At 51.9% G+C, this 26587-nt stretch carries 12 protein-coding genes and 1 tRNA gene; 9 read left to right on the top strand and 4 right to left on the bottom strand.

The genetic code is table 11. The annotated features are described in order from the left end of the window. Window positions 1-269 precede the first annotated feature (269 nt). The 5 genes from galA (at window position 270) to JIN87_RS15750 (ending at window position 12155) form a co-directional block, all read left to right on the top strand. Window positions 270-2999: a beta-galactosidase GalA gene (gene galA, locus JIN87_RS15770; RefSeq protein ID WP_200356551.1), complete on the top strand. Its 2730-nt coding sequence runs from the start codon at window positions 270-272 to the stop codon at window positions 2997-2999. A 2-nt stretch (window positions 3000-3001) separates the two neighbouring features. Continuing rightward, window positions 3002-4543, top strand: a complete 1542-nt coding sequence (locus tag JIN87_RS15765; RefSeq protein ID WP_200356550.1) for a glycoside hydrolase family 5 protein — start codon at window positions 3002-3004, stop codon at window positions 4541-4543. Window positions 4544-4674: 131 nt separating this feature from the next. Next, the gene (locus JIN87_RS15760; RefSeq protein ID WP_200356549.1) at window positions 4675-5703 is read left to right on the top strand and encodes a LacI family DNA-binding transcriptional regulator; all 1029 of its coding nucleotides are present in this window, start codon (window positions 4675-4677) and stop codon (window positions 5701-5703) included. Window positions 5704-5770: 67 nt separating this feature from the next. After that, window positions 5771-8095, top strand: a complete 2325-nt coding sequence (locus tag JIN87_RS15755; RefSeq protein WP_200356548.1) for a glycoside hydrolase family 95 protein — start codon at window positions 5771-5773, stop codon at window positions 8093-8095. 334 nt (window positions 8096-8429) lie between these two features. Beyond that, complete coding sequence (locus tag JIN87_RS15750; protein ID WP_200356547.1) at window positions 8430-12155, top strand: TonB-dependent receptor plug domain-containing protein; 3726 nt, start codon at window positions 8430-8432, stop codon at window positions 12153-12155. A 109-nt stretch (window positions 12156-12264) separates the two neighbouring features. On the opposite strand, the gene JIN87_RS15745 is transcribed toward JIN87_RS15750, so the two are convergent. Together JIN87_RS15745 and JIN87_RS28825 are read right to left on the bottom strand one after the other, a co-directional pair. Next, the gene (locus JIN87_RS15745; RefSeq protein WP_200356546.1) at window positions 12265-12900 is read right to left on the bottom strand and encodes a response regulator; all 636 of its coding nucleotides are present in this window, start codon (window positions 12898-12900) and stop codon (window positions 12265-12267) included. A 76-nt stretch (window positions 12901-12976) separates the two neighbouring features. Further along, window positions 12977-14992, bottom strand: coding sequence for a sensor histidine kinase (locus JIN87_RS28825; protein ID WP_200356545.1), 2016 nt, complete (start codon window positions 14990-14992; stop codon window positions 12977-12979). A 991-nt stretch (window positions 14993-15983) separates the two neighbouring features. On the opposite strand from JIN87_RS28825, the gene JIN87_RS15735 reads away from it, so the two are divergent. Continuing rightward, window positions 15984-16110, top strand: a tRNA-OTHER gene (locus tag JIN87_RS15735). A gap of 393 nt (window positions 16111-16503) precedes the next feature. Here JIN87_RS15735 and JIN87_RS15730 read toward each other — a convergent pair. Together JIN87_RS15730 and JIN87_RS15725 are read right to left on the bottom strand one after the other, a co-directional pair. Then, a complete protein-coding gene (locus tag JIN87_RS15730; RefSeq protein WP_200356544.1) occupies window positions 16504-17874 on the bottom strand; it encodes a sulfatase family protein in 1371 nt (456 codons plus the stop codon). Between the two features lie 30 nt (window positions 17875-17904). After that, window positions 17905-20442, bottom strand: a complete 2538-nt coding sequence (locus JIN87_RS15725) for a c-type cytochrome (protein WP_200356543.1) — start codon at window positions 20440-20442, stop codon at window positions 17905-17907. 204 nt (window positions 20443-20646) lie between these two features. On the opposite strand from JIN87_RS15725, the gene JIN87_RS15720 reads away from it, so the two are divergent. From JIN87_RS15720 to JIN87_RS15710, 3 genes are all read left to right on the top strand, one after another. Then, on the top strand, window positions 20647-22158 hold the full coding sequence (locus JIN87_RS15720; protein WP_200356542.1) for a glycoside hydrolase family 140 protein: 1512 nt from the start codon (window positions 20647-20649) through the stop codon (window positions 22156-22158). Window positions 22159-22251: 93 nt separating this feature from the next. Then, window positions 22252-24186 (top strand): sulfatase-like hydrolase/transferase, encoded by a 1935-nt coding sequence (locus JIN87_RS15715; RefSeq protein WP_200356541.1) that lies wholly within the window; start codon window positions 22252-22254, stop codon window positions 24184-24186. Window positions 24187-24225: 39 nt separating this feature from the next. Further along, window positions 24226-26466: a hypothetical protein gene (locus JIN87_RS15710; RefSeq protein ID WP_200356540.1), complete on the top strand. Its 2241-nt coding sequence runs from the start codon at window positions 24226-24228 to the stop codon at window positions 26464-26466. Window positions 26467-26587: the final 121 nt, after the last annotated feature.

Genomic DNA, 26587 nt, shown 5'->3' with positions numbered 1-26587 from the left:
AAGTGGTAGTGGTTTGGAGTTTTCTTTCTCTTGTCCCAGCTTGGTTTGGAGCCCAAGTTTTTGGATACCTCTTCGAAGATGACTCGAAGATTTGTGCGGTACTCCTGTGATCCGTGTTTAGCGTTTCTTTATCTGGGTGGTAGCGCTTTGTCGGGAAACGTTTACCTCTGGGTGGTTTGAGAATTCTGAGATCCAGAGGATGTTTGGAGACGCATATGAGAGATCTAACCCCCTCTAGAGCTGTGGCCCTCGTTGCCCGTTGTGAAGGTATGGCGCTATCCGTGTTCGTCGGATGGCTTTTTTGCTTCCTTGCGGTTTCGCAAGTTGGAGCGCGGGAGCGTGTGTTGTTTAACGATGACTGGCGGTTTGCGCTCGGGCACGCATCGGATCGGGATGCGGACATGGGGCATGCGAAGGGATATTTTTCGTATCTCGCGAAGACAGGGTACGGGGACGGACCTGCGGATCCCGTTTTTGACGACCGTCATTGGCGGAAGGTGGATTTGCCGCACGATTGGGCGGTGGAGATGGATTTCGACCCGACTGCCAGTTTCAGCCACGGTTTCAAGAAGGTGGGGCCCGGCTTTCCGGAGAACTGCATCGGTTGGTATCGTAAGCGCTTTACCGTTTCCGAGGTGGATTTCGGGAAACGAATCTTTATCGAGTTTGATGGAATCTACCGTAACGCGGCGGTGTTTGTGAACGGTTTCTTCGTGGGGCAGGAGCCGAGCGGTTTCGTTTCGCAGAGGTACGATATCACCGAGTATTTGAAGTATGGTGACGAGAACGTATTGTCTGTGCGTGCGGATGCCTCTACGGAAGAAGGTTGGTATTATGAGGGAGCGGGGATCTACCGCCATGTGTACCTTCTTAAAACGGACAGCTTGCGCGTCGCTCGTTACGGGACGTTTGTGAAAACAAGCGTCGAGGGCGGTCGGGCTCACATAAAGGTGGAGACTACGGTCGAGAATGATGGTCGCGAGTTGGCGGAGTTTAAACTGCAACATGCCATCCTCGACGCGAACGGTCGGGAGGTCGCAAAGGTGGCGGTTGCTGAGAGTTTGAAACTAGAGGCGGGGGAGAACCTTGTTCGAGACGATGAGCTCTTTCTGTCACGGCCGAAGCTGTGGGATTTGGATACGCCTTATCTTTATACTTTGAAAACACGTCTGGTTGATTCGACTGGTGTGACGGTCGATGAGTACGACACGACATTTGGCGTTCGTGAAATCCGTTTTGATCCGAATAAGGGCTTTTTCCTGAATGGGCGTTCGGTGAAGCTCAAGGGAAGCAACAACCACCACGACCATGCTGGAGTGGGAGCGGCGTTGCCGGATTCGCTGAAGGAGTTTCGGATTCGGAAGCTAAAGGAGATGGGCAGCAACGCGTATCGCGTTTCCCATCACCATGCCTCGCCGGCGTTGCTGGAGATTTGCGATCGGATGGGGATGCTTGTAATCGATGAAACGCGTTTGATGGGTATCAACGAGTACCATTTCGATCAATTGGAGCACTTGATCAAACGCGGCCGTAACCACCCAAGTATCATTATGTGGTCGATCGGGAACGAGGAGTGGGCAATCGAAGGGAATATCTTCGGGGCTCGAATCACGACACGAATGCAGGATTTCGCGAAGAGGCTCGATCCGACGCGTCCAACGACCGCTGCGATCAGTGGTGGTTGGGGAGGCACGTCTACGACAGTTGAGGCAATGGGGGTGAACTACATCCGTCATGGAGATGTAGATAGGCAGCATGCTGAGTTTCCGGATCAGATCATTCTCGGTACTGAAGAGACAACTACGCAGCAGACGCGCGGAATCTACGTCGAAAACGCGAAGCTTGCTCATCAACCTCCGATTGAGGATGGCTCGTCGGGCGGCAATGCTGAGCTGGGATGGCGGTTCTATGCAGAGCGTGATTACACCGCAGGCGTATTCTTCTGGACCGGTTTTGACTATCGCGGGGAGCCGACGCCATATGAGTGGCCAGCGGTTCTGTCGCAGTTTGGAATTCTGGACAATTGTGGGTTTCCAAAGGATGGATACTTTTATCTGAAGTCGTGGTGGAGCGATGAGCCGGAGCTGCATATCTTTCCGCATTGGAACTGGCCAGATCGCATGGGGGAGACCATCGAGGTGCGTGCTCATAGCAACTGCGAAGAGGTGGAGCTCTTTTTGAATGGAGAATCTCTAGGGAGAAAGACCATGGTGAAAAACGACCGCCTAGCTTGGGATGTTGTTTACGATCCCGGCGAATTGAAGGCAGTCGGTTTTCGAAAAGGAAAGGCGACGCTGGAGAAAGTCATTCGTACTACGGGTACGGCGGTTGCGTACGAACTGGACGCGGAGCGGTCTGAGATCTTCGCGAATGGGGAGGATGTTTCCGTGGTTACGATGCGGATACTTGATGCCGCTGGCGATGTGGTGCCAACGGCGGACGACTTGGCACGTTTCGAGATCGAGGGACCTGGTCGAATTATTGGCGTTGGGAATGGGAATCCGTCATCGCTCGAGGCGGACCGTTTTGTGCCGAGCGTTGAGTCTTTTGATCTTGGGGAGTGGGATGCACCTGCTCCTTGGGACGAGCCGAAACCTTTGAGGTTTGAGGCGGTATTCGATGCTCCTAATTTGAAAGTTGGGCAGAGCGGGCGGCTTTATCTGAATGTGATCGGTCGCGATCAGGTGGTACATCTCAACGGAGAGGCGCTTCCTGAAGGCACGGAGTTCGCGCTGGCGAATCTCTCTTTGAAGCCAGAGGGCAATATGTTGACGATTGATGCTCAGCCGTTTGAGGAATGGGGAGCGAAGGAACGAGTCGCGAAGTTGAAGCCAGCGTTCGTGGGCGTATTCACTCCAGCGGAAGGTTATCGCCGTAAGGCGTTTAATGGGCTGGCTCAGGTGATCGTGCAGAGCAGCGGTGAAGCTGGAGAGATCGTGCTTAGGGCGGTTGGCGAGCTTGAAACAGCGACTGTACGCATCAAGGCGAAGGAGCACTAATCATGACTTTTAAGAAATTCACTCTTCCCCTTGCGGTTCTCTGCTTGGGGGCACGGTTGCTATTCGCGGATTCCTTGTATCCGAACTACAATACGGATCCTGAAGAGCCGGATTTTCGCGGAATGGGGAAATCGGCCGTTGAGATCGCTGCGGAGATCAATCTCGGTTGGAATATTGGCAATACGATGGAAGCGATGGGTGGCGAGACCGCGTGGGGAAATCCGCAGGTTTCCGAGGAGCTGATCCAGCTTGTGAAGGCGAGCGGTTTTGACGCGGTGCGCATTCCGTGTTCGTGGGACCAATACGCCAATCAGGAGACAGCTGAGATCGATGCGGAGTGGTTGGATCGGGTAAAGACGGTTGTGCAATACTGTTTGGACGCGGATCTGTACGTGGCTCTAAACATCCACTGGGACGGTGGCTGGCTCGAGCGGAACATAGAGACTGAGACGCAGGAGGCGGTGAACGCGAAGCAGAAGGCGTTTTGGGAGCAAATCGCTACGCATTTCCGTGAGTTTGATGGACGTCTTTTATTTGCGAGCGCGAATGAGCCGCATGTAGAGAATGAGGCCCAGATGGAAGTGCTGATGAGCTTCCATCAGACATTCATCGATACGGTTCGGGCGACGGGAGGGCGGAATGCGTTTCGCGTTTTGATTGTCCAGGGACCGATTACGGATATTGAGAAAACGGATACCTTGATGGACCAAATGCCGGTGGACACGATTCCAGGGCGTCTGATGGCAGAGCTGCACTATTACACCCCCTACAACTTCGCGTTGATGCAAGAGGACCAGAGCTGGGGAAAGCAGTTTTATTATTGGGGTAAGGACTTCCACTCGAATACGGATGTGGAACGCAATGCGACTTGGGGCGAGGAGGAGACGCTTCTTGAGTTGTTCGCTACGGCGAAGGCTCAGTTTGTGGACAAAGGGATTCCGGTTTTACTTGGCGAGTTTGGGGCACAGCTAAGGATGAGTCTGCCGGAGGGGGCGGATTTCGAGCTGCATCGTAGATCACGTAATCACTATTTGAATTATGTGACCAAACAGGCGAATGCCCACGGATTCCTTCCTTTTTATTGGGATACGGGGACTCTGGACGGCTTTGCTTCTGGACTCTTTGACCGTGATAGCAATGTGATCGGGGATCAGGAGGGACTCGATGCGTTGTTGGAGGGGGCGAAGGATCAGTATTGGGCGGAGCTTAGCAGTAGCGAAAAACAGGCTTTGAAGAACTCGGATGGAGACTGGGCGAATGATCGCTTTGAGTTTCTGGTGGGGAGCGATGCTTCGAGTGTCGAGTCAGTCCCGGAGCGGCCTTCTGTGTCGGTCGACGAGCTAGGGCGTCTTGTCTTGTCGGTTGCGAGGATCTCTCCTGTCCGGTCGGAACTGGAGTTGTGGCGATCTGGTAATTTGTTAGAATGGAGCAACCTGCCGGTTGAAACAGATTTGGAGTCGGATACAGTTTTGCGGCTTTTGACGGTGGATGCTCTGAGCCGGGAGGAGGCTTCGTTTTTCAAACTAAGGATCCCTGAGATGTAGGAGGGGAGAAGATGGTTGGATTCGATATTGGTCTTCAGGGGTGCTCGTTTTTCACCCTTTCGGGCGATGGTTATTTTCGGGCAAAGAGCTTATTCTTGCGGCTCGCTGATCTGTTTATCCCCCGAAAATCAATGAGTGTAAGAGTCATCGCAAACGAACTCGGCGTCTCGCCGTCCACAGTTTCCCTTGCCCTGAGAGATAACCCCAAGATTTCCGCCCGAACTCGGAAGAAGGTTTGGCTGGCGGCGAACCGGATAGACTACCGTCCGAACGCGAAGGTGAATGAGCTGATGACGCATGTGCGTTTGAGCTGTAACGAGAGCAATCATGCGTGTCTGGGGGTAGTGTCTTTGCAGGGGACGCGTCGTCCTTGGGAACGTTCGCGGCACATGCAGCTCGTGTACAAGTCGATGTGCCAAAGGGCTGCGGAGCTCGGGTATCGTCTGGAGTCGTTTTCGCTGGATGAGTGTGGGATGAGGCCCGCTCGGTTCCGTTCTATTTTGGACGCTCGCGGTATCCAGGGACTGTTGTGCCTGGGCGATAGTGGGTTGGAGCTGACCCTGCCGGAGGAATTGGATGAGTTCGCTGTCGTGACGGTTGGGAAAAGCTTGATTTCGCCGGTGCATCGCATTGTTGCTGACTCCTTTAACGATGTCTCTGGTGTACTGGAACGTATCCACGCGTTGGGCTATCGTCGTCCCGGCCTGGTATTGGGAAGCAAACTGTCGAAATCTTGCGCCCGCTTGTGTTCTGGTGCGTTTTTGTCTTGGGCTGAGCTGCTTGAGGATGAGATCGAACGAGTGCCTGTGTTGCGTTATGACAAATCGAATACAGGTTTGCTTTTGAGCTGGTATGAACGCTCGCGTCCCGACGTGTTGGTGTGTATTCAGTCCTCTGAGGAGATATTGGAACTAAAACGGTCCCTGACAGCGTACGGTTATAGCATCCCGGCGGATACGGGTATTGTTGCGGTGAGCGAGACTCTGGAAGGGACTGGAATCACAGGGGTCCAGCAGGACCAGATAACGTTGGGCGAATGGGCTATTGAGTTGCTCGTTTCGCGAATCGTAGATCGAGAGTTTTCTTTGCCGAGGTCTCCAAAGACTGAGTTGGTTGAGGGAAAGTGGATCGAGGGAATGACCCTCACGAAACGGGCCTAAATTTTTTGTGAATTATTGTTCTATGTGTGTTGTGAAGGCTTTGTATAGGAATTGCAGATACGGTGTTGTGTTTCTCTCTGTTTCGGGGGTGCTGGGATGTGGCTTAGAAGCGACGACTACTGTACTCAAGTACGATGAGCCGGGCTATTCCGAGCCGTTGACCGAGGCGTTGCCGCTGGGGAACGGGAGTCTGGGAGCGTTGGTGATGGGACGAACTGCCGAGGAACGAATCGTGTTTAATCACGATACGCTGTGGGCCGGTTCGCCTTATGATCCGAGTTATCCGGAAGCTCTGGAGGTTTTGCCTGAGATTCGACGACTGATTTTCGAGAATAAGCACGAGGAGGCGCAGTCGCTGGTACAGAGCTCTTTTATGGGGAGGCCAATGTACGGAATGACTTACCAATGCATGGCTGACTTGCTGCTCACGTTTCCTGGCCATGAGATGGTGTCGGGATATCAGCGACGATTGAATCTAGAAGATGCAGTCGCTACGGTAGAGTATGAGCTAGATGGAGTTCGCTACACTCGGGAGCATTTTGCGAGTAATCCGGATGGAGTCGTTGTGATCAGACTACAGGCAGACAAGCCAGGAATGATTGATGTGACGCTGTCTCTGGACTCCCTTCATGAAAATACGCGGCGCTCGATCTGGCCGGATGGGCTTCGTATATCCGGGAAGAATAGCGAGAATGTCGGCATTCCGTCAGGATTGGATTGGGAGATGAAGGTGTCTGTTGAACAACAGGGCGGCTGGATTCTTACTGGTGACAATTATTACAAGATCCGTGCTGCGGACAGCGTGATCCTTCGGGTAGCGGCAAGCACCAGCTACGTCGATTGGAAGGATGTTAGCGCGAGTCCGAGTGAGCTAAATGCGGAAGTGTTGGAGCGTGCGGAGAAGAAACCTTTTGCGGAGTTGAAGGCGAGGCATGTTGAAGATTACAAATCGTTGTTCGATCGAGTGACGCTCGATATCACGGCGAAGGATCCGCGACTTAGTGATCGAAATACGGATGCGCGCATAGCGACTTTTTCCGATGACCAAGATCCGCAGATGGCAGCGATGTATTTCAACTTCGCTCGGTACCTTCTGATTTCTTGCTCTCGCCCTGGAACGCAGCCTGCGAACTTGCAGGGGCTATGGAATGATAAGATCTACGCCCCGTGGGGAAGCAAATACACGATCAACATCAATACGGAGATGAACTATTGGCCGGCGCATGTGACTCAGCTCGATGAGTGCGTTGAGCCGCTTGCATCCTTGTTGCACGATATCTCGGAGTCGGGCAGACGTACGGCACAAAACATGTATGGGGCAGATGGCTGGGTGACTCATCACAATACGGACCTTTGGCGGGCGACGGCTCCTATCGACGGAGCCTTTTGGGGAATGTGGCCAACGGGTGGTGCGTGGTTAAGTATGATCCTCTGGGAGCGGTTCGAGTTTAGTGGCGATGTTGAGCAGTTGCGAGTCGACTACCCGGTCCTAAGAGGTGCGGTGGCGTTTTTTATGGATGCTCTCGTCGAGGATCCGCGTACTGGGTACTTAGTTACGAGCCCCTCGATTTCTCCTGAAAATGCTCACCACGAAGGCGTATCCATTTCGGCAGGACCGACGATGGATAACGCAATCTTGCGGGATCTCTTTTCCGCGGTTTTGAGTGGCGGCGAGATTCTGGACGATGATCCAGCCTTCCTAAGGGCGGTAGAATTGGCTCGTGACGGTTTGCCTCCATTGAAAATTGGTGAAGCCGGGCACCTGCAGGAGTGGCAGTTTGATTGGGATTTGGGAGCTCCTGAAATGGGGCATCGCCACATCTCCCATCTCTACACGCTCCATCCAAGCAACCAGATTTCTCCCATCAGCACTCCAGAATTGGCGAAGGCAGCCCGCAAGACGCTCGAGCTAAGAGGAGACGAGGGGACGGGGTGGAGTTTGGCTTGGAAAGTCAACTTCTGGGCCCGCCTACTCGAGGGGGAGCGTGCACATGATTTGCTCAGACAGCTGATTAGCCCTGGCTTTTGTTACACGAATATGTTCGATGCACATCCGCCTTTTCAGATCGATGGCAATTTTGGAGGGGCAAGTGGCGTGGTGGAAATGTTGTTACAAAGCCATCTCGAAGATGAAGAGGGCACCTTTCTGGTACACCTGCTACCTGCTTTGCCGACGGCATGGCAGAAGGGGGCGTTTAGAGGATTTCGGACGAAAGGCGGATTCGAAGTGGATGTCGAATGGACCGGCGCTAAACTTGTCTCGGCACGTGTAAAGTCTCTGAATGGAGGATCGCTTGCCTTAAGACACGGGGACGAAACGAAGTCGTTCGATACCGAGATCGGCGATATCTTAGAATTTGATGACTCTTTGGAACTCGTGGGAACGAAGTAAGTGATGCCGGTTGGGCTAATTCACCCTAACGGGTGATGGTTTTCGGCTCATAAAGTCGGTATACTCGTCGCTGAACTACAGAAGTAACGACTAATCACATTCGGAGCGGACAATGCCGTTCCTGTTTGCCCCACATCCACCAAAAAATCATGCGTCACGCGTTTGTTTCCTCTCTGTCTATATTTTGGTGAAGTGTATCCACAAATAAAAGACAAGTAGAGATTTTATCCCAATGCTAGGAGCTCATGCGAGCACCAAGACTTTTTTGCTGTAGCCTATTCCAGGACTGAACCCCTCACATTCGAATAATACCCTAACCCTATACGAACTACATATGAATAGATCTCGAATTAATCGATCGGGAAAGCTCACTGGGCTTTTTCTGCTGACCAGTTCGCTCTCAGTTGCGACTACTGTTGGCTATGCTCAAGATGACGAGGATGAGGAAATCTTTGAATTGTCTCCGTTTGAAGTTACAGCTGATGATTCTACTGGATATCGTGCAACAGCTTCTCTTGCTGGAACTCGCGTAAAAACGGACCTCAAGGACATTGCATCCTCGATCAGTGTCGTGACCAAAGATTTCTTGCGGGATACGAATGCGACCGACAACCAGTCATTGCTGACTTACACGACCAATACTGAAGTTGGTGGCGTTGGAGGTAACTATGCCGGCGTCGGAAACACCTATATCGATGGTGTGAGCGAAGCGGCGAATTTCGCATCGCCTAATAACAATACACGTGTACGCGGCCTCGATTCTGCAGACAATACGCGTGACTACTTCCAATCGGACATTCCTTGGGACTCGTATAATGTCGAGCGTGTAGAGCTTCAACGTGGTCCGAATTCTATCCTTTTTGGTATCGGATCCCCAGCGGGTATTATCAATACGGGAATTAACCGAGCGAACTTTGGAAACGACAGTCGCGTAGAGGTTGGTTTTGGTAGTTTCGGCTCGATGAGAGCGACATTCGACACGAACAAGACTTTAATTGAAGATGAGCTAGCTGTCCGCGTTTCCGTTTTACATGAGAACCAAAAGTACCGTCAAAAGCCGGCTCATGAAGATGATCAACGTCTTTTCATGGCTCTCCGATACAAACCTAGCTTTTTGAATACAGACTCTACTAATACGCTGATTCGGGCGAGCTACGAAGACGGTGATATTAAGGCGAATCGACCGCGCGTATTGCCTCCGCAGGACCGTATCACGCCTTTCTTTGATCCAAACGCAATCAATAGGCAGACTTGGGATCCATCTTACGCTTGGGAGGCTGGTGTTATCGGATACCAAGGCGACACTATTGACGGAGAGACTAAGAATTATTGGACTGTCCAGTACCCGGGCCCAAATATTCAAGCGACCTCTAATCCGGTGTTTGTCTTTGATTCTGCCGGTTCTTCCACGCCCGCCAGCTGGATGCAAGCGGGAGCGACTACGAACTGGGGTGTGAACGCGGAGGGCAATCACGATGCTGGTATCGACGGATTCCCCTACGGTTCCAATATCGGTATCGCTTCCTTCAATGAGTTTGCACTAAATGCGAACTACAATGGGGAACCGGGTTACCCAGCTGCTGAGTCCGGTTTCTATAAGACAAAGGCACTGACAGACGACAGCATCTTCGATTTCTACAATGTCCTCATCGACGGGCCTAACAAGAAGGAGTGGCAAAACTGGGACGCCTACAATCTCGCGTTCGAGCAAACCTTCTTCAATAACAAGTTTGGCTACGAGGTCGTAATGGACCGCCAAAACTATGAGGACGGGCAGACTCGCAATCTAAATGGCTCCTACGTCTCTGTTGATATTCGTGAGAATCTCATGTACTACCCATGGGCCTACGAGAGTGAAGGTGTTGTTGTCAAGAACCCGAACGCAGGTCGGGCATTTGTTGGGTCTTCGACTCGCGGCACGAATTCCGCCCGTTTTACCGAACGTGAGAACGATCGTTTTACTGCTTTCGCAGATCTCGATTTCCGAGAAATGATGAGTGACAATCTACTCGGTCGGATTCTGGGCCGACACACTGTTAATGGTGTCTATTCAGATACCTCTTATGAAAGTGAGTCCAGAAACTGGATACGTTACGCTGTGGATCCCTCTTGGTCCGATGCTTATGGTAACGAGAATGGTGGTTTGGTTAATGCTGATGTAGTTCTCGATTGGATGACCTATTTGAGCGATGACCTGCGTAGCCTCTCTTCGGCGAGTGGTCTTAATCTCCCAGGGGTAACGGGTATTCAGAACATCTCTGGAAGCTATGATATCCCGTATTTCGATTCGACTTGGAATGCTACTGTCGATCCTGGTGCACCGTGGACCGATCCGACAATCATCAATGGTGAGTCACAAGATAGTACTCAATCCGAGAACCCGCTGAACTATGTAGGTTGGGTAAGCCGTCCGTTTAATATTCTCAATGCGGATGAAGGTGACATTGACCAGCTCTACACGGGAGTATCCAAAACACTAACGACTACCCGGTCGAAGGGCATTACTTGGCAGGGACGTTTCTTTGACGGCGTTGTGGTGCCTACTTGGGGATACCGTGAGGACACTCAGACTTTGGCGGCCGGTAGCTCAACCGCTGCCTTTGAGCCCGATGGCATAGCCAAGGTAAATCCTGCTTATGACGACGACGATTTCCGCGTTTCTGGCGATAGCACAAGTTGGGGCGTCGTGGTTCACACTCCTTCGTTCATCGCTGAGAAACTTCCTGCGGGTACCGCTATTTCGCTCCATTACAACGAAGGAGAGAATATGCGTGTTCAAAACCGTTTCGGTTTTGGTGGTGAGGCCTTGCCAAACGCAGCAGGTACTACTGAAGACTATGGCTTCGCGATTTCTACGCTTAATGACAGACTGACGTTCAAGGCTACTTTCTACGAGACGAAGGTCAAAAATGCGAACATCTCTGCTGTATCCAGTGAAACTGCTACCTTGGGTAACAACACCTACTACCTTCGTAACCTCGAAGCTTGGGGTACTGCCTCGGCGCTTCTTGACCTCGCTGGCCGTGATGTTGCAGCAGATCCTGAAACCTACTCCGATTATACAGGAGTGCTTGGTTGGGGCTGGTACTGGAACTGGGCTCTCGTAGACGGTAACTCCGTTCCAGGTGCTGAAGAGTTCCCTGGTGGCTGGGATGGAGCTTACAACGATGTAACGTCGGAGGTGTTCACAGACCATCCTTCGACCATTTCTCAGACAGAGGCTATCAACTCTTGGTTGTCTCAAATGAACGACCAGTCTTGGTTCGACGCGTACGGCTTCCCTGTCGATGTCGCAGCGGTACAAGCTGGCGATTGGATCAACGGTATCTCCGGATGGACTCCGACAGCAGGTGTTGGCGGTGTGCAACCAGCGGGCGGTGGGCGTATCAACGGCGTTTGGCCGACCGGTACGGTTGACTATGTGTCCAAGGGTGCTGAATACGAGTTGGTTGGCAATATCACCGATAGCTGGTCTGTTTCCTTGAATGTCTCCAAGACCGACGCGTACCAAACGAAGCTTGGCGACGAGTTGATCGACTACATCGAGACCGCTTACGAAAAGTATCAGAGCCCTGCAGGGGATCTTCGTCTCTGGTGGGGTGGTGACAACAATGTTCGCGCCTACTTCACTAACAACATTTGGGCGGCCTATCAGTTCCAAGTGCAAACCAACGGTAAGCTCGCAGCCGAGCTCTCTCCTTGGTCCGCAAATCTGGTGACTAACTACAACTTTACAGATGGGGTGCTCAAGGGGCTCAACATCGGTGGTGGCTACCGCTGGAAGGACGGCAAGATTCTTGGATACGGTCTGAACGACGCTCAAGACAACCTTGATATCAACAAGCCGTTCTGGAGCGAGTCGGAGGATCACTTCGATTTCTGGGCGGGCAAGGACTTCCAGCTGAATGACAACATCGAGTGGCGTGTTCAGCTGAATCTACGAAATGTCGGAGAGAATCCAAAACTAAAGCCATTGTCGGTACAGCCTGACGGCAGCCCTGGGAATTACAGTATCCAGGAAGGTATGACATGGAATTTGACTAATACGTTTAGTTTTTAGCGGTAGCTAAAACAACTACTACAATAAATGGCCTTCCGAATGGAGGGCCATTTCAATTTTCGTCATTCCAACTCGACTCGGTGATTTTTGAACTGGAATCAATCTCGAGTTAGTCGAGGTGCAGGATGCCGCGGCGGATTGCAGTGACGACAGCTTCCGTGCGATCTCTTACTTCGAGTTTGTGAAACAGTGTCTTGAGGTGCGTTTTTACGGTATCGATAGAGATGTAGAGGGTACTTGCTATCTCCTTGTTGCTGTGACCCTTCAATAGAGCTTCCAGCACCTCGCGTTCTCGTTCGGTAAGTGTTTGACGGTGTGAATGCTCGTCGAGTCGAGTTGCGACGGTTTCGGGTATTGATTCTTCACCCTCGTTGATTTTCCGAATCGCGCTGCAAATTTCAGGGATGGACATGTCTTTGAGGAGATAGGATTTGGCTCCTGACTGCATCGCGAGGTGAATATCCTCGTCGGCGTCGTAAGTCGAGAATACGAGGATGTTGGCTTCTGGGTGCGATTTGCAAATGGTCATAATCGCTTCAACTCCGCTCACATTACCAGGCATGCGGAGATCCATTAAAGTAATGTCTGGGCGTTCTCGCTCGTATTGCTGGATCGCTTCTTCCCCGTTACTTGCGGTGGTGACGACCTGCATGTCGTGCTGATTGTCTATTACGGATTTCATGCCGGCGAGCATCGATGGATGGTCGTCTACGAGCATTACTTTTATGGATGAATCCGAAGGCATTCTGTTGTGTTTTCTTGGAAGTGGAGAGGAGTCCGAAGGTAAGTTTGAAACTTCCTGAGGCAAACCGGAAATCGACTTATCCTGTGTAGGCTAAGGTAATTTTTGTGCCTGACCCAGCGTTGCTTTCCACGCTGAGTTGAGCTCCGATTTTTTCCGCTCTCTCGCGCATTCCGACGATGCCGAAACTCTGTTTGGAGGCGGCCGGTTTAGACGCGTCGAATCCGGATCCATCGTCACTGATAACCATGATAATCTCCTTTGTGCGAAAAACGATCAGTAGTGATATGCAAGAAGCCTTAGCGTGTTTCGTTGCATTAGAGATTGCTTCCTGGCCGATGCGTAGCATGTTGTTTTCTACTGATGCGGGCAGACGTCTTCGTTCTCCGATGACCTTGGATTTGGAGGAGAGCCCCGGCTGATCGGTCAGTTGTTTGAGAATGGAGGCTAGCGCATCTGGCAAATCTGATTTTTCGAGGATTTGAGAACGCATGTTCCAGATGGATGTACGTGCTTCAGAAAGGGAATCCCTAACGATTTTGTGCGCCAAGTCTAGATGATGTATTAGTGCCTTGGGTACGTCAGAACAGTGGCTGCGAACGAGTTCGAGTTGCACAGAGGTCGCTCCTAAGCCTTGAGCTAAGGTGTCGTGAATACCTCGAGCAAGTCGATTCCGTTCGTTGAGGATTGCGGAGAACTCAGCTTCGGCCATCTCTCTACGGTGAGCTTGTTCATTAAGGCGGTGTCGCGCAGCGAGGAAAATTCCGAGTGAAGTAACAACGGCAACAGAAAGCAGAATTAGCAGGAGCCAGAGAATCGTTTTGCTGTTCCAAAACGGAGGAGGGTGGATGAGAGCGAGGTCGCTAGTAGAACGCAGATAAACTTCGAAGTGGCTTGGGATTAGTCCTCCGCTAACGCTAACTCCCTCTTCGGGAATGACTGAACAAATTCCCGTGACCTCGACTACTGAACCAATAGGGGGAAGCTTTATGTTAGGGATCCCGTACGTTGGCATTGATCCCGTTGTTAGAGTTCCGTCCGCATCGAGCCATTCGAATCGCAGTGCGATGCCATCTCGCTGGGGGCGCTTTTCGATAAGTTTTGCTTGGAAACGAATGAGGTCCGCGTCGTGTGAAAATGAAGCTTCTGGGTTAGAAAGGACTATGGGAGTCGTGTCGATCGCTGCAGCTCCAGTGACATCGAAAGACGCATCTTCTAGTCCGGGGGAGAACGCCTCTCCATAAAGAAATCCGGTGACACTAACTTGGCTGTTTTCAGGGATAGGCTGGTCTTGTTTTGTTCGAATTTTAATCGCTCGCGTGTGGTCGCGTATCCAAATCGCCTCTCCCGGTATTGAGTGTAGAATCGCTCCCTGCACATGGACCTGATGGTGGAAATCAATATTTGGAGAGAATCCAAGTAGTGAGTTTATGGGGACTGGAGTTGATTGGGAAGCTGGTTGGTGTGGACGTCGAACTACAGTGATTTCGGTACCGAGTGGTACTAGGAGAGCGGGGCGAATGAACTGCCGGCTAGGATTGTGCTGATTTACGCAAATCGCCCGGAAACGTATTTCAGCATCGATCAGAGTCTCTGGATCTATGGGGTACTCTATTTGTACGCCGACTCGTTCATTACCAAACGCTACGTCAAGCTGAGTGCCAAGGCCTCCCGGTACTAGTTCTTCGACGATGCGGCCGCTCCGAACTATGCCATATGTTTCGACCCATCTCGAATCTAGCCCGCCCGCATTTAGGTCCGACAGTGTTACCGATATTGGCGCTGGCAACTGTCCATCACCCAGCAGGTCGATCGATTCTATGGCTACAAACGGAGCGTATCCACCAGGATCGCTGTAACCTTTAACAAGAACCTTCTGTCCAGTTCTCGCAGAAACGTAAGGTTCTTGGAGATCTACTGCGTAAACGCTGTCACCCTGGTTGTCTACGAGAATGAAAGAGCGATCATAGGGTTCCGCGTGGCCGAGTACGGTGCCTTCAATTTCAACCTGCAGAGCCTGCGAAGCTTGCGATTCGCTTAAGGAGCGAACTTCTAAGGCGGTCGTCAATGGCTCACCTTTGAGTGCGAACGGCACGAAGGCTGTGCATAGGAGACCAATGAAGAATGGTACGAAGAACCTTGTTCTCAAATGAAGAATGGAAGTGAGAAACATTAGGTACAATTTGATTTCTCGCTCTGGTTATAGCGACTTCTAAGTTTCGAGTTTTATTCGGGGGAAGACCAGAGATTTGAACAAGCTCACCTGTTTCGAAACAAAAGGGATATGTTGTTATCTGAATTGAGTGGTCTTTTTTTGTTTCAGCACATTGTGGGCTGATCTGGAAATTGGAAAAAAGGGTTCGTTTGGGTGGAAGTCGCGGGCTGGTTCTGTTAAGTCAAAACGCCATCTGTCTTCTGGTTCCACATCCAAAGGGGGCTTTGCTGGAGTGGTGTGCCGAGAAGGGATAGAGATTGAGGGCGAAGGTGTCTAGTCTGGCGGAGATACGATGGTGAACGCTCGGGGATTGCTAGTTTAAAGAAAAAGAAGAAAGCTGGCGAAAGAAGAAAAAGAAAGCGCTCGGGGAAATGAAAAGACTGGGCAATTGAGTTTTGCCCAGCCTCGCTAGGATCAGTTGTTCGGGGGATCACGGTAGAAGATGCCATCAAGCCATTCGGTTCCAACAGTGCTCGCCAATTGCTCCGTGTGAGCGTCTTTGCCGGCGTCCTGTTTGTGGCATTGGCGAAGAAGGCTGTTTACTTGATCTCATTCCTCGCACAACGCCTGTATGCGCACCATGAATACGATTAAGTGTGGATCATCAGGCCATACGGAAAGTGCTTTGTCCACGCGCTCTAGCGTTTTTTCGTATTGGCGCGAAGAAGCGAACCCTGTGATCATTCCGATCCAGACGTTTGCGTGGGCTACTTTGCCCTTCTTGATGAGAGACAAGGTAAGCTCTATCAGGTTTGTCCAGCGGCGTAGGCGGAATCGAATCCGAAGTGTTCTTGGAGGTTTTCTCGGTTGAGGTACTATGATCTTCTCTCATCCTAACTGACTTAAAATTGGTGAACTTCCTCTTTTTTCTGGAAGTTCATCTGGTAGGATGTACTTTGTAAGAAATCGTGCAAAGTACACAATAACAAGTGAATAGAAAAGTCAGATGATGAATCGTAGTAGAAAAGACGGGGGTTCGAATCCCTCCTTCTCCGCCACGTTGCGATCAGTGGCTTGAATGAGATCTGGTTTGAATTGTGTGCTGATGCTCGGAGGGATGAGAAGCCCCGGAGGGGTGTTCGACGAGGCGAGTGGAACGAGCTGAGATGGGGCACGCGGAGCGTGAGTCCGAAGGACTTGAATGAAATTCAACCAATCCCTCCTTCTCCGCCATATTGCGATTAGTGGCTTGAATGAGATCTTGTTTGAATTGTGTGCTGATGCTCTGAGGGATGAGAAGCCCCGGAGGGGTGTTCGACGAGGCGAGTGGAACGAGGTGAGATGGGGCACGCGGAGCGTGAGTCCGAAGGACTTGAATGAAATTCAACCAATCCCTCCTTCTCCGCCATATTGGGATCGGTGGCTTGAATGAGATCTTCCAGTCGTTGTCGCTAGTTCTGGGAAGCTGTATTGAGTGCGGCGGTCTGTGTTTCGAGTTTACGGCGTAAACGATCGAGGGTGTCGGCATAGCTCGGATCGTCTGCGAGGTTGATCTGCTCTTTGGGGTCGCTCGCCAGGTGATAGAGTTCTTCGGTGGGCTCTTGATCGATATAGCGGAAGTATTTCCACTCTTCGGTACGGATACCTTCGCTCTTGGGGATGAAGGGGAGTTCGTAGAGGTGTTCGCAGATGAACTCGCTTCGCCAATGATCGGGAGCGTTCCCTGTGAAGGGACGTAGACTCTCGCCTTGGGTGAGGGCTGGTGCCTCGATGCCTGCGTAGTCTAGGATGGTGGGGGCGATGTCTATGTTTAGCCCGATCTGGGAAACCGTACCCTCTTGCGACGCGCTAGGATCGTAGACGATGAGGGGGACATGCAGTGAGTTTTCATACATGAGCCATTTTCCGGAGAGCCCACGTTCGCCCAGGAAGTAACCATTGTCCCCGATGAAGAGAATGATGGTGTTTTGGGCGAGCCCCTTGTCACCGAGGTAAGAGCGGAGTTGACCAAGGTTGTCGTCGATGGTCGAAATCATTCGGTAGTAACCTTTGACCATGCGCTGATATTTTTCGGGCGTATCGAAACGCCACTTGTGGCGGATACGGGCGAGTGTGTCCTCAGCTTGTACAAAAGCTGGGAGCTTCTCGAAGTATTCGGCAGCGTGTAGCTCGTCGTATGGGATCTCTATGTCCTGGTAAAGGTGATCATTGCGCTCGGGCCAAAAGAACTGGAGTGGGGTGGTATCGTCAGCATGCGGCGCGTTATAGGATAGGCTTACGCAAAAGGGTTGGTCGGTCGGAGTTGCTTCGATGAACTCGATCGCTTTTCGTGTTGTTCGATCCGTGAGGTGCTCGTGTTCAGCCCATCCCTCGCCGTGTAGTCTAAAGTAGCCCTTGGGGCTGGTGTCGTAGAGTTCGTCAAATATTTCCCGCTGAGCGTTGTTCTCGAATCTAACGCCCAGTTTTCCGAAGAGACCAGTGCGATACCCTGCATCTCGTAGGAGCTTTGGAAAACTGATGTCGATGAAACGTTCGGCGAGCGGTGGCGTACGGAAGGTAAAGTCGTGCGTACGTTCGTAAAGTCCGGTGAAGATGCTGGCCCTGCTAGCGGCGCAGATCGGAGTCGTGACAAAAGCGTTTTTGAAATAGATGCCTTCTTCTGCCAGCTGATCCATATTAGGGGTATGAATTATCTCATTCCCGGAAGCGCCAATTGCGGAGCCTCGTTGATCATCGGTTAGGATGAGGATTATGTTCGGCCGATTAGAAGCGTGTAGTGAAACCGTTACTACGATTGCCAGAAACAGAGAGGATATGTGCATGTTTTTCTAGGAAGAGTCAGACCCGCTAGCCTATTTCAATAGGTAGGCTAGCAGGTCTAGGACTTCGTCTTCGTTGAGGGAGTTTAGGAGGGCCGGTGGCATCGTGGAGACGGGGAAGGGGGAAAGGTCGGAAATCTCGGAGTTGGGAATACTGCGGGTTTCTTGAGGTTTCAGAGCGTTGGGCGCTACGGTGGTGAATTGGGAGTCGCGAGCGATGATGCGAGCGGATAGGGAATCGCCTGATTTGAGCGTGATTACAGTGAGTTGATACTGGTCAGAAATCGCTTTGCTCGGAAGGATTATTGCTTCGAGTATGTCCTTGGGGGTGAAACGCTGGGAAAGGCCGTTGAGGTTAGGTCCGGATAGTCCTCCTTCACCCTTGTAACTGTGGCAAGTGATGCAGCGAGCAGCGGCGTACATTGTCTTGCCGTTCTCGATATCTCGGCCCACCAGGCCGGTTGCCATTTTCTCAAGCAATGGATCGACTTCCCAAAGTCGCCCAGGACCTTTGGGGGAGGGCAGCTCTTGAGGCTTGTCGACCTCAGCCCAGATATGGGCAAGCTCTGATTGGAGAGATGTCGGGAGTGAACCTCTTGCTGTATCCAAGATTTTACGCCATGCTGGGAGATATCCGTCTCCACCTTTACTGGTGGTGATTGCTTCAACGATGAGCTTGAAGTAGCGAATACGTTGCGGTTGTGTCCACCCATCTTCGATACTCGTGAGCATCTGAGCATGATGGAGTCGCTCTGTCATGGGAGCCGCTTGCATCATGTCGAAGAGAGCGGAGGCGTATTTGAGATTTCGTGACGTGAGATCCGATGAGACCGTGAAGGGTGTCCCTGTATCACTCTCCATGAGGTCGAGCAGTGTTTCGATCGAAGCCTCGTCCCGCAAAAAACACAGTATACGCGATAGCTCGCGGTTCACTAAGTGGGAGTCATGCGGTAAGAGCGGACGTAGACTTTTGATGAGTCTTGTCTGCGTTTCCTGATCTAGATTGGGAGTGCGGGCAACTAGCAGCTCGCAAATCCGTAAGTGCCGGAGAAGAGCCTCGGTATCGAGAGTTTTGGTTTCTTCGGAGAGGATGATCTCTTTCAGTGATGCCAGATCGCTTGGGCTGCCCTTACGGACGAGGGCAAGCTGGGCGGTTTGTTTGGCGATTAGCTGCGTTTCTGCGAGGGCAGCTGTGCTCCATTGGGAAAGCGGTAATGCTTCGAGGGCGACGCGAGCGGTGTACCGTACGTGACGATCAGCACTATTCAGATTTGGCCAGATTTTGTCTAAGCTTGAGCTCTGTGATGGTGAATGGGGAGGAGAGGAGGAAGCTGCGAGCGACGGATATTTTTTTTCCGGATACGAGACGCGGAAAATTGCAGCCCCTAGCCGTCGGCCGCCTACTGAAAAGTAGAGAGAGCCATCTTTACCGATGATCGCGTCTGTGAGAGGTAGACCAAGCCCAGTCAGAAACGGCTCAGCGGACGCAGTGTAGCTCGCTCCTTGTGGCTTGAGGTGGATGGCGTAGAGAGTGGCAAAGGTCCAATCGAGAGCAAAGAGCGCTTTTTGATATTTGGGAGGGAAATGGGTGTTGTGTCCAAAGAGCATTCCGGTGGGGGAACCGGGGCCGATGTCGATGACTGAGCCAAGACTGTCTTCGTAGAGGGCCGGCCATTTGCGAGGACCATCTCGCCAGCCGAAGTGAGCTCCAGAAATGACGTGATTGATCCGAGTAGGGCGGTACCACGGAAGTCCGAGATCATACTCCATGTCTGAGTCGAAGGTGAAGATTTCTCCCTGAGGGTTGATGGCGAAATCGTAGGCGTTTCGAAGTCCGGTGGCGATGAGCTCTGGGTTTGAGCCATCAGCTTCGAAACGGGCGATCCAGCAACCATCAGTATAGCGGGAGGATTCCACGCTACGGGTCATGAGATGGTCGGCCCCTTCTGATGAAGGAGTGAGGTTTTTCTGGATACGATCTGGTACTGGGGTGAAATTGCCAGATACGATGTAGATGTAGTCATCTGTTGGGGAAGCGACGAGCGCATGGGGACCGTGTTCGCCGTTCCCATCTATGGGAAGAATGAGCTCGTGACTGTCGAACTCGCCGTCTCCATCTGCATCGGTGAGACGGTGGACTCCGGTGGCGTGGAAGTCATTCTTTTCCGCTACCGTTACGTATAGGCTGTCGTGTGCGTAGAGGAGACCGTGGGCCCAGCCAAAGGTCTCTGCTGCGCCTCCAAGGGCTTGGGGCGGGACCTGTGGATTTTCGGGATCGAACTTGTAGAGCCCTGCCTTGTGCTGGGTAGCGAAGAGAATTTGGCCATCCGGCGTGGTTGCCATGCAGGTAACCGACCCGATCGATTCCGGAACTTGTAGCAGCTTCTCAACCTGAAACCCAGGCAAGGTCTCGATAGCGGCCGCTTCCGCTGGATTGGTTGGGTGACCCGGTTTGTACCATTCTGGGGAGCCGTCGTAGGGATTGATCTCCTGTGCGGAGAGCTGCGGGAGACTCAGGCAGGAGAGGGCCAGAGTTGCGAGAATAGGAGGGAACGGGAGGGGCTTTTTCATGGGGTGCGTTTTGAGCTCTTAAAGTGAGTAGGGAGATCGGACGCTTTCCTAGCAAAGTATTGCCTCGTGCGGGAGTATTGGAAATGGCCCGGTCCTGAACACGTTCAATTTTAGTGAATCCGTTTGCGACGTCTTTTGCACTATGCGAATTTCTATTAGAGATGCAAAGCAGAGCGTGTGATCTGGCGTGAATACAGAAAGGAAATGGCTATGGCGAAAGCATGGGAAGTAACTGAACTGAAGTTTGAAGCTCAAAGAGAGTACGGGCACGCGTACTTAGAAGTCGAGATGTGGGCTGAATTCAAACACAGCAATGGCGACGTCCTTAAGCGGCCTGCCTTTTGGGATTATGACAATGTTTGGCGTATTCGCTTTGCGTCACCCTTGTCCGATGGAAGTTGGAGATGGGAGAGCTTTGCCAATGTCGAGGATGAAGGGCTCGCAGGAAAAACCGGTTCGATCGAAATCGAAGGAAACTCGAAGGATCCAGGTCTGTTGCGTATGAGCTCCGGTGGGCGGAACGCGGAATACTCGAATGGAACCGCTTGTATGTTGGTGGCGGATACGGCTTGGGCCTTGCCGTGGCGGGCAACCTTGGCAACCTGCCGCACCTACGCGGAAGACCGGCAGCGGAAGGGGTTTAATGCGGCTCTTTTGATGAGTGTGCAACCGGACATGCATGCGGTGGGACCGGAGGATCGTGAAGCTGAGGGAGGTTTCGCTGTTGGTTTTTCTGACTTACCGCTCGGTCATATCAATGAGCTGAAGCCAGAGTATTTCCAGTACTTTGATCAGCTGGTGGAGATATTGCTCGAACATGGGATTGTACCAGTTTTTCAACCAGTGTTTCAAGGCTATGGCTGGAAGGGATTGTCTGTTGCCGGTCAGGTGATTTCAGGTGACGAATACGCTCGTTATTGCCGGTATCTAGTCGCTCGATACGGAGCCTCACGTGCCATATACCTCGTGGGAGGCGATGGATATGGTACGGAGCCTGGAGTCCGACCAGGTGGTAAGGAAATTGAGACCTGGGACTGTTACTCCCAGCCCGCAGGAATTCACTACAATCCGATGTCTGCGAATCGCACCTACCAAGAGGACGATTGGCTTGATTTTCAGTGGTGCCAATCTGGCCATGATGGGGAACATCGTCCCGATAAGGTAGCCGACATGTGGCGCAACGAGCCGAAGAAGGGAGTCGCTAATGGCGAGCCAACCTACGAGGAGATTGGAAGCGAGGGCAATGGAGCCGGCTGGTGGCAAGGTCATGAAGCGTGGATAAATCTGTGTGCCGGCGGGACGATGGGAGTCTTCTATGGAGCGGGTAGCTTGTGGAATTGGATTCACGGACCTGATGAAGCGGGACATGAGCGCTGGTGTAAGGCTGCTAATGCCGGCTGGCGGGAGGCCCTCGCCTTTGAAGGGTCTAGCTACATGAAAGTGGTTAAACAGGTTTTCGAAGGTCAGGATTTCGCGGATATGGAACCACGTCCTACCTGGACCCTCGGTAAGCGTTGCTTGGGCAAGCCGGGGAAATTCGCGGTTGTCTATCTCGAGCGTGGTGGGAGTCTCGCTTTGCTTTCCGAAGAACTGCCTGAGCATTACGCTCTTCTCGACGCGAAGACCGGTGAGCAGATCGAAGAAGGGAAGCGTGGCGAACCTTGGAGCCGAATCGAAGCTCCCCGAGGACGCGCCTGTGTGGTTGTCTTCAACTGACCAGTTGAAACGCGGGGCCGAAGTTTCACGAAACCTGTTGAACGGGATTGAGAGGGGAGGCATCGCCCTGTCTATTGGCATTAGCTTTAAGAAATGAAAGTGAAGGTATGGAAGCATCGCATCATCTCGGCGGTTTTAGCCTCAATTGTTCTGCAAATGTCGACCGCTGCTGAGGAACGTCCCAATATTCTCTGGATCGTAGCCGAGGATATCTCTCCGATGTTTGGGTGTTACGGCGATAAAGACGCCTACACGCCGAATGTGGACCGGTTCGCTGAGCGATCGTTCTTGTTCCAGAATGCGTTCGCGACCGCTCCTATTTGCGCTCCTTCTCGATCGAGCTTGGCGGCGGGGATGTACTCAACCTCGTTGGGAAGCCAACACTTGCGGACGAATGTCGAAATCCCTGGGTCGGTTCAGCCTTTGATGAAGGTTTTCCGAGACAATGGTTACTGGGTATCGAATCGAGGAAAGACAGACTATAACTTTAATCCCGATGGTCTATTCGACTACTGGGACGAGAACACGACGCCGTGGAGAGAGCGACCTGAGGGGACGCCTTTTTTCTCGTTTCTCAATCTTGGGGCGACTCATGAGGGATCAGGCAACATTTCGGAGAGAGCCCGAATCCCGCTTGCCCATCTCGATGAGCGCGTGAAGAAGGATCCGAGCTCGATCGAATTGCCTCCCTATTATTTGGATACGCCCGAGATGCGTCGCATTTGGGCCCGTTACCATGATTTGATTTCGGTTTGGGATATGGAAGTCGGCAAGGTTCTGTCTGCTCTTGAAACAGATGGGCTGCTCGAGAATACCATCGTTTTTCTGATGGCTGATCACGGATTGGGCATGCCGCGTTACAAACGATGGCTTTATACCACGGGCTTACGGGTGCCATTGATTGTGCATATCCCAGAGGCGTATGCGAATTTTCATCCTGGTGGAAAGGACCGTTTCGTGGATGAGAGAATGGTTTCCTATATCGATCTGCCTGCGACTGCGTTGACGCTAGCTGGTATAGAGGTGCCGGATACGTATCATGGTGAGAGTTTGTTTAAAAAGGGCAGTGCAGATGTAAGTCAGCGAGAACACGTTTTTGGCACGCGTGATCGAGCGGATGATATGTACGATCTTTCCCGCTGTGTGTTTGATGGTCGTTATCTGTATATTCGCCACTACATGCCGCATCTTCCTTGGATTCAGGAAGGTGTCATTTTCAATCCAGAGCGGAAGGAGTCGGTAAGGGAATTGCATCGGATACGAGATGCAGGAGAGGATACGGACTTGTCTAAACTGCTTTGGGAGGAACGCCCGAGAGAAGAGCTATACGATTTGCAGGAAGATCCTCAGGAGTTGATCAATATCGCGGATCGGGATGAGGTTAGGGGTGTTAAAGAAAAGCTGTCCCATGTATTGAGAAATTGGATTTTGGAGACTCGAGACAGCGGTTTCTTAAATGAGGCAGAAATGCAGAGACGGGCTCGTGAAGCGGGGCTGACTCCGTACGAAATGATGCAGGACGATTCTCTCTATCCAATTGAGGAAATCCTCGCTGCAGCCGAAGACGCTTCAAATGGAATGCTGCCGAGCAGCTCTTTTGATCATCAGGATCCTGCGGTTCGCTTTTGGGTACTGATGTCGGCGATTATCGCGAAGGCTGACGACTCGGCAGCACGCGAACTCTTTGTCAGAGGATCGAAGGACCAGAACCTAATCGTGCGAGCTACCGCAGCGGAAGGGCTAGGGAGAATTGGGGAGACTGAATTGGCCAAGGCTGTGTTTCGCGAGCTATTGCAAGAGACAGAGCTCACACTCGCTCTCTACGTGGCCCGTTGTTTAGCTCTCTCGCTCGATGATGCCAGTGATCTAGAAAAGGAGATTCGCGAAGCGAGAGAACGTTTCATGGCGCCTCCAGGCTCGAGGCGACCTTGGAATGATTTCGAGCATTCAGCGTTCACGGCTTGGGCTCTCGAGTGGGCCTTGATCAAATCAGGATTGAATGAATACGGCGACTTCGAGGGATGGTAGAGTTGTTTGAAGGTCGGAGTTCTTGAATATATTTTTCTTATGAGAATGGGACGTTTCGTTTCTAGTATCCTCGCAGGGTTAATCGCTCTTTCAGGATCATACGGTGCCGATCTTGATACTTCGGACTGGTTCCCGTGGAATCCGGACAACGATCATGATGCGGATAGCGTTATCGCCATGAATGAATGGTTGGAAGCTCCTGCGGGCAAGCATGGTAGAATCGTCCGGGAGGGGGATGAGCTCTTCTACAATGGAAGTCCGATCAAACTCTGGGGCTTGAATCTTTGTTACACCGGCGGAACCGCTCCCAGCAAGGAGATCGCGACACGCCGGGCTGCTCTCTATGCGAAGTATGGAATCAATAGCGTAAGGCTGCATAAATACATCGATGGTCCGATGTGGGCAGGGATCCAGAGCATGAATAGTGTGGTTGAGATGGATCCAGAAAAGTTGGATCTGTTCGATTTCCAGGTGGCTGAATTCAAGAAGCGTGGGATCTTCGTAAAGTTGTCACCGAGTTTCGGAAGCCCTCGCTTAGGGCCAGCTGAGTTGGAGGATGTGTCCTATTGGGAGGAGTTTGGCGAGATTGATAAAAGAAACAACCGGCTCGCTCTCGGACATGGATCTGTCTATTCCGCAGATGAACTCCAGGAGGTTCAGATCGCTACGGTATCGAATTTGCTGAGACACGTGAATCCGTACACAGGAATGAGCTATGCTGAGGATCCCGCAGTGGCGGTGGTTGAGATTGTTAACGAAGAGAGTGCCTTGTTTCATGGTACAATGCGTGTGCTCAAAAAGTCGCCAACGCTTCGGAAGCGTATGTCAGAAGCGTTTTGTGAATGGCTTAAAAGCGAGTATGGCAGCCATGACGCCGTCTTGAAGGCGTGGGGCGGGGCCGGTGCGTTGAACGTCTTTCGGGATCAAGGGTTTGAAGGCGAAGAAAGTCTTACACAAGGAACGGTCGTGCCATTGGGGAATCCTTGGTTTTACGATACGGATCAGTTGGAGGGATCGCAATCGCACATCCGTCAGCGTCTTCTGGATACCATGGCCTTTTGGCACATGAGGCAGAATCTGTTCTATGACAAAGCGGTTGAAGCGTTTCGAGAGGCTGGCTACGAGGGTGAGATCATGGCCTCTAACTGGCAGGCCGGAAGGAATATTAGCCACTACTACAACCTGCACAGTGACTACCGGATTGGTCTGATCGACCGGCACAATTACACGGGTGGAATGAGCAAGGATGGCGTGATTCGTAATACGAGCAACTTGTCGGTACCCGGCTTAGGAGTTCTGAGTTCCGGGATGCAGCAGATCGTGGATCGCCCGTTTATGTTATCGGAGTGGATCCATGTGAACCCAACACAGTGGGCAGTGGAAGGGCCTGCGATCATTGGTGCGTACGGCATGGGGCTGCAAGGTTGGGATGTTTCCTATATGTTCCAGAACGAGGATGGCGGAGTGTTTGATCAACGCCTCGACCCGAAGAATGGTCGCTGGAAAGTGGCGCGACCGAGTGTGATGGGAGTGTTTCCTGCAGTGGCTCGACAGGTGCTAAGAGGAGATGTTAGCGAAGCTGAACCAATCTCCGTGCGGAATGTGCACTTGGCCTCTATGCGTGAAGGAAGGCTTGGTTTCAGTGATGACGTGGAGCACGCCTTGTATGATGAAAAGAGCTTTTCGAGCGAGCAGGTATCTCATAAAGCCTTAGCGGTTGGGCGAGTTGTGACTTCGTTCACAGATCGATTTGAGGAAACGAAACCTTTTGAGGTTAAGAAGTCCTCGATTGATGGCTATTTGCATTCCGCAACGGGTGAGTTGAGCTGGATGTCTGGTGAAAACTCTACCGACGGTCACATAGTGGTGGATACGCTGGGGACTCAGGCTGTGGTTGGATTCGCGGAGGGTGAACAAATTGAACTGAAAGACGTGACGATCACCAGTGATACGGAATTTGCAGCGATCTATGTCTCTGCTCTAGACCGGTCCGATACGATTGAAAACGCTGAAGAGCTTCTGGTCACAGCCATTGCTAGAACGAGAAATAGTGGCATGAAGATCTCCGAGGATATGCACCTTGAGGAAGCTGGCGACGCTCCTTTGCTCGTTGAGCCAGTTACGGCAACGATCGAGCTGAAGCGTCCTGGATATGTGGTTACAGCATTGGATCACGATGGACGTGTCACCGATGCGAGGTTACCCGTGACACAAGGGCAGTTCGAGATCGACGGTGCAGAATACCAAACGATCTACTATTTGGTGCGATTTGAGGATTAGGCGGGACGCTTTCTTTCGGTCTCGTTCCAAATCCAAGAGTGCACTTATGGCATCTAGGATGCTGTCTTGTAGAGTGAGAATTCAAAAGTGGGAGCGTGCTTGTCACGCGATTAGCTAGGGG

The sequence above is a fragment of the Pelagicoccus mobilis genome (assembly GCF_016595505.1).
In the GTDB taxonomy this organism is placed as follows: Bacteria; Verrucomicrobiota; Verrucomicrobiia; order Opitutales; family Opitutaceae; genus Pelagicoccus; species Pelagicoccus mobilis.
This window is presented reverse-complemented; position numbering and strand designations above follow the sequence as displayed.

What these genes read in the sequence shown, in the direction of transcription:
- JIN87_RS15720 (WP_200356542.1), top strand. Translation starts at nt 20,647, where the DNA reads ATGGCTATGGCGAAAGCATGGGAAGTAACTGAACTGAAGTTTGAAGCT.
- JIN87_RS15745 (WP_200356546.1), bottom strand. Translation starts at nt 12,900, where the DNA reads ATGCCTTCGGATTCATCCATAAAAGTAATGCTCGTAGACGACCATCCA.
- JIN87_RS15765 (WP_200356550.1), top strand. Translation starts at nt 3,002, where the DNA reads ATGACTTTTAAGAAATTCACTCTTCCCCTTGCGGTTCTCTGCTTGGGG.
- JIN87_RS15760 (WP_200356549.1), top strand. Translation starts at nt 4,675, where the DNA reads ATGAGTGTAAGAGTCATCGCAAACGAACTCGGCGTCTCGCCGTCCACA.
- JIN87_RS15715 (WP_200356541.1), top strand. Translation starts at nt 22,252, where the DNA reads ATGAAAGTGAAGGTATGGAAGCATCGCATCATCTCGGCGGTTTTAGCC.
- JIN87_RS15730 (WP_200356544.1), bottom strand. Translation starts at nt 17,874, where the DNA reads ATGCACATATCCTCTCTGTTTCTGGCAATCGTAGTAACGGTTTCACTA.
- JIN87_RS15725 (WP_200356543.1), bottom strand. Translation starts at nt 20,442, where the DNA reads ATGAAAAAGCCCCTCCCGTTCCCTCCTATTCTCGCAACTCTGGCCCTC.
- galA (WP_200356551.1), top strand. Translation starts at nt 270, where the DNA reads ATGGCGCTATCCGTGTTCGTCGGATGGCTTTTTTGCTTCCTTGCGGTT.
- JIN87_RS15710 (WP_200356540.1), top strand. Translation starts at nt 24,226, where the DNA reads ATGAGAATGGGACGTTTCGTTTCTAGTATCCTCGCAGGGTTAATCGCT.
- JIN87_RS15750 (WP_200356547.1), top strand. Translation starts at nt 8,430, where the DNA reads ATGAATAGATCTCGAATTAATCGATCGGGAAAGCTCACTGGGCTTTTT.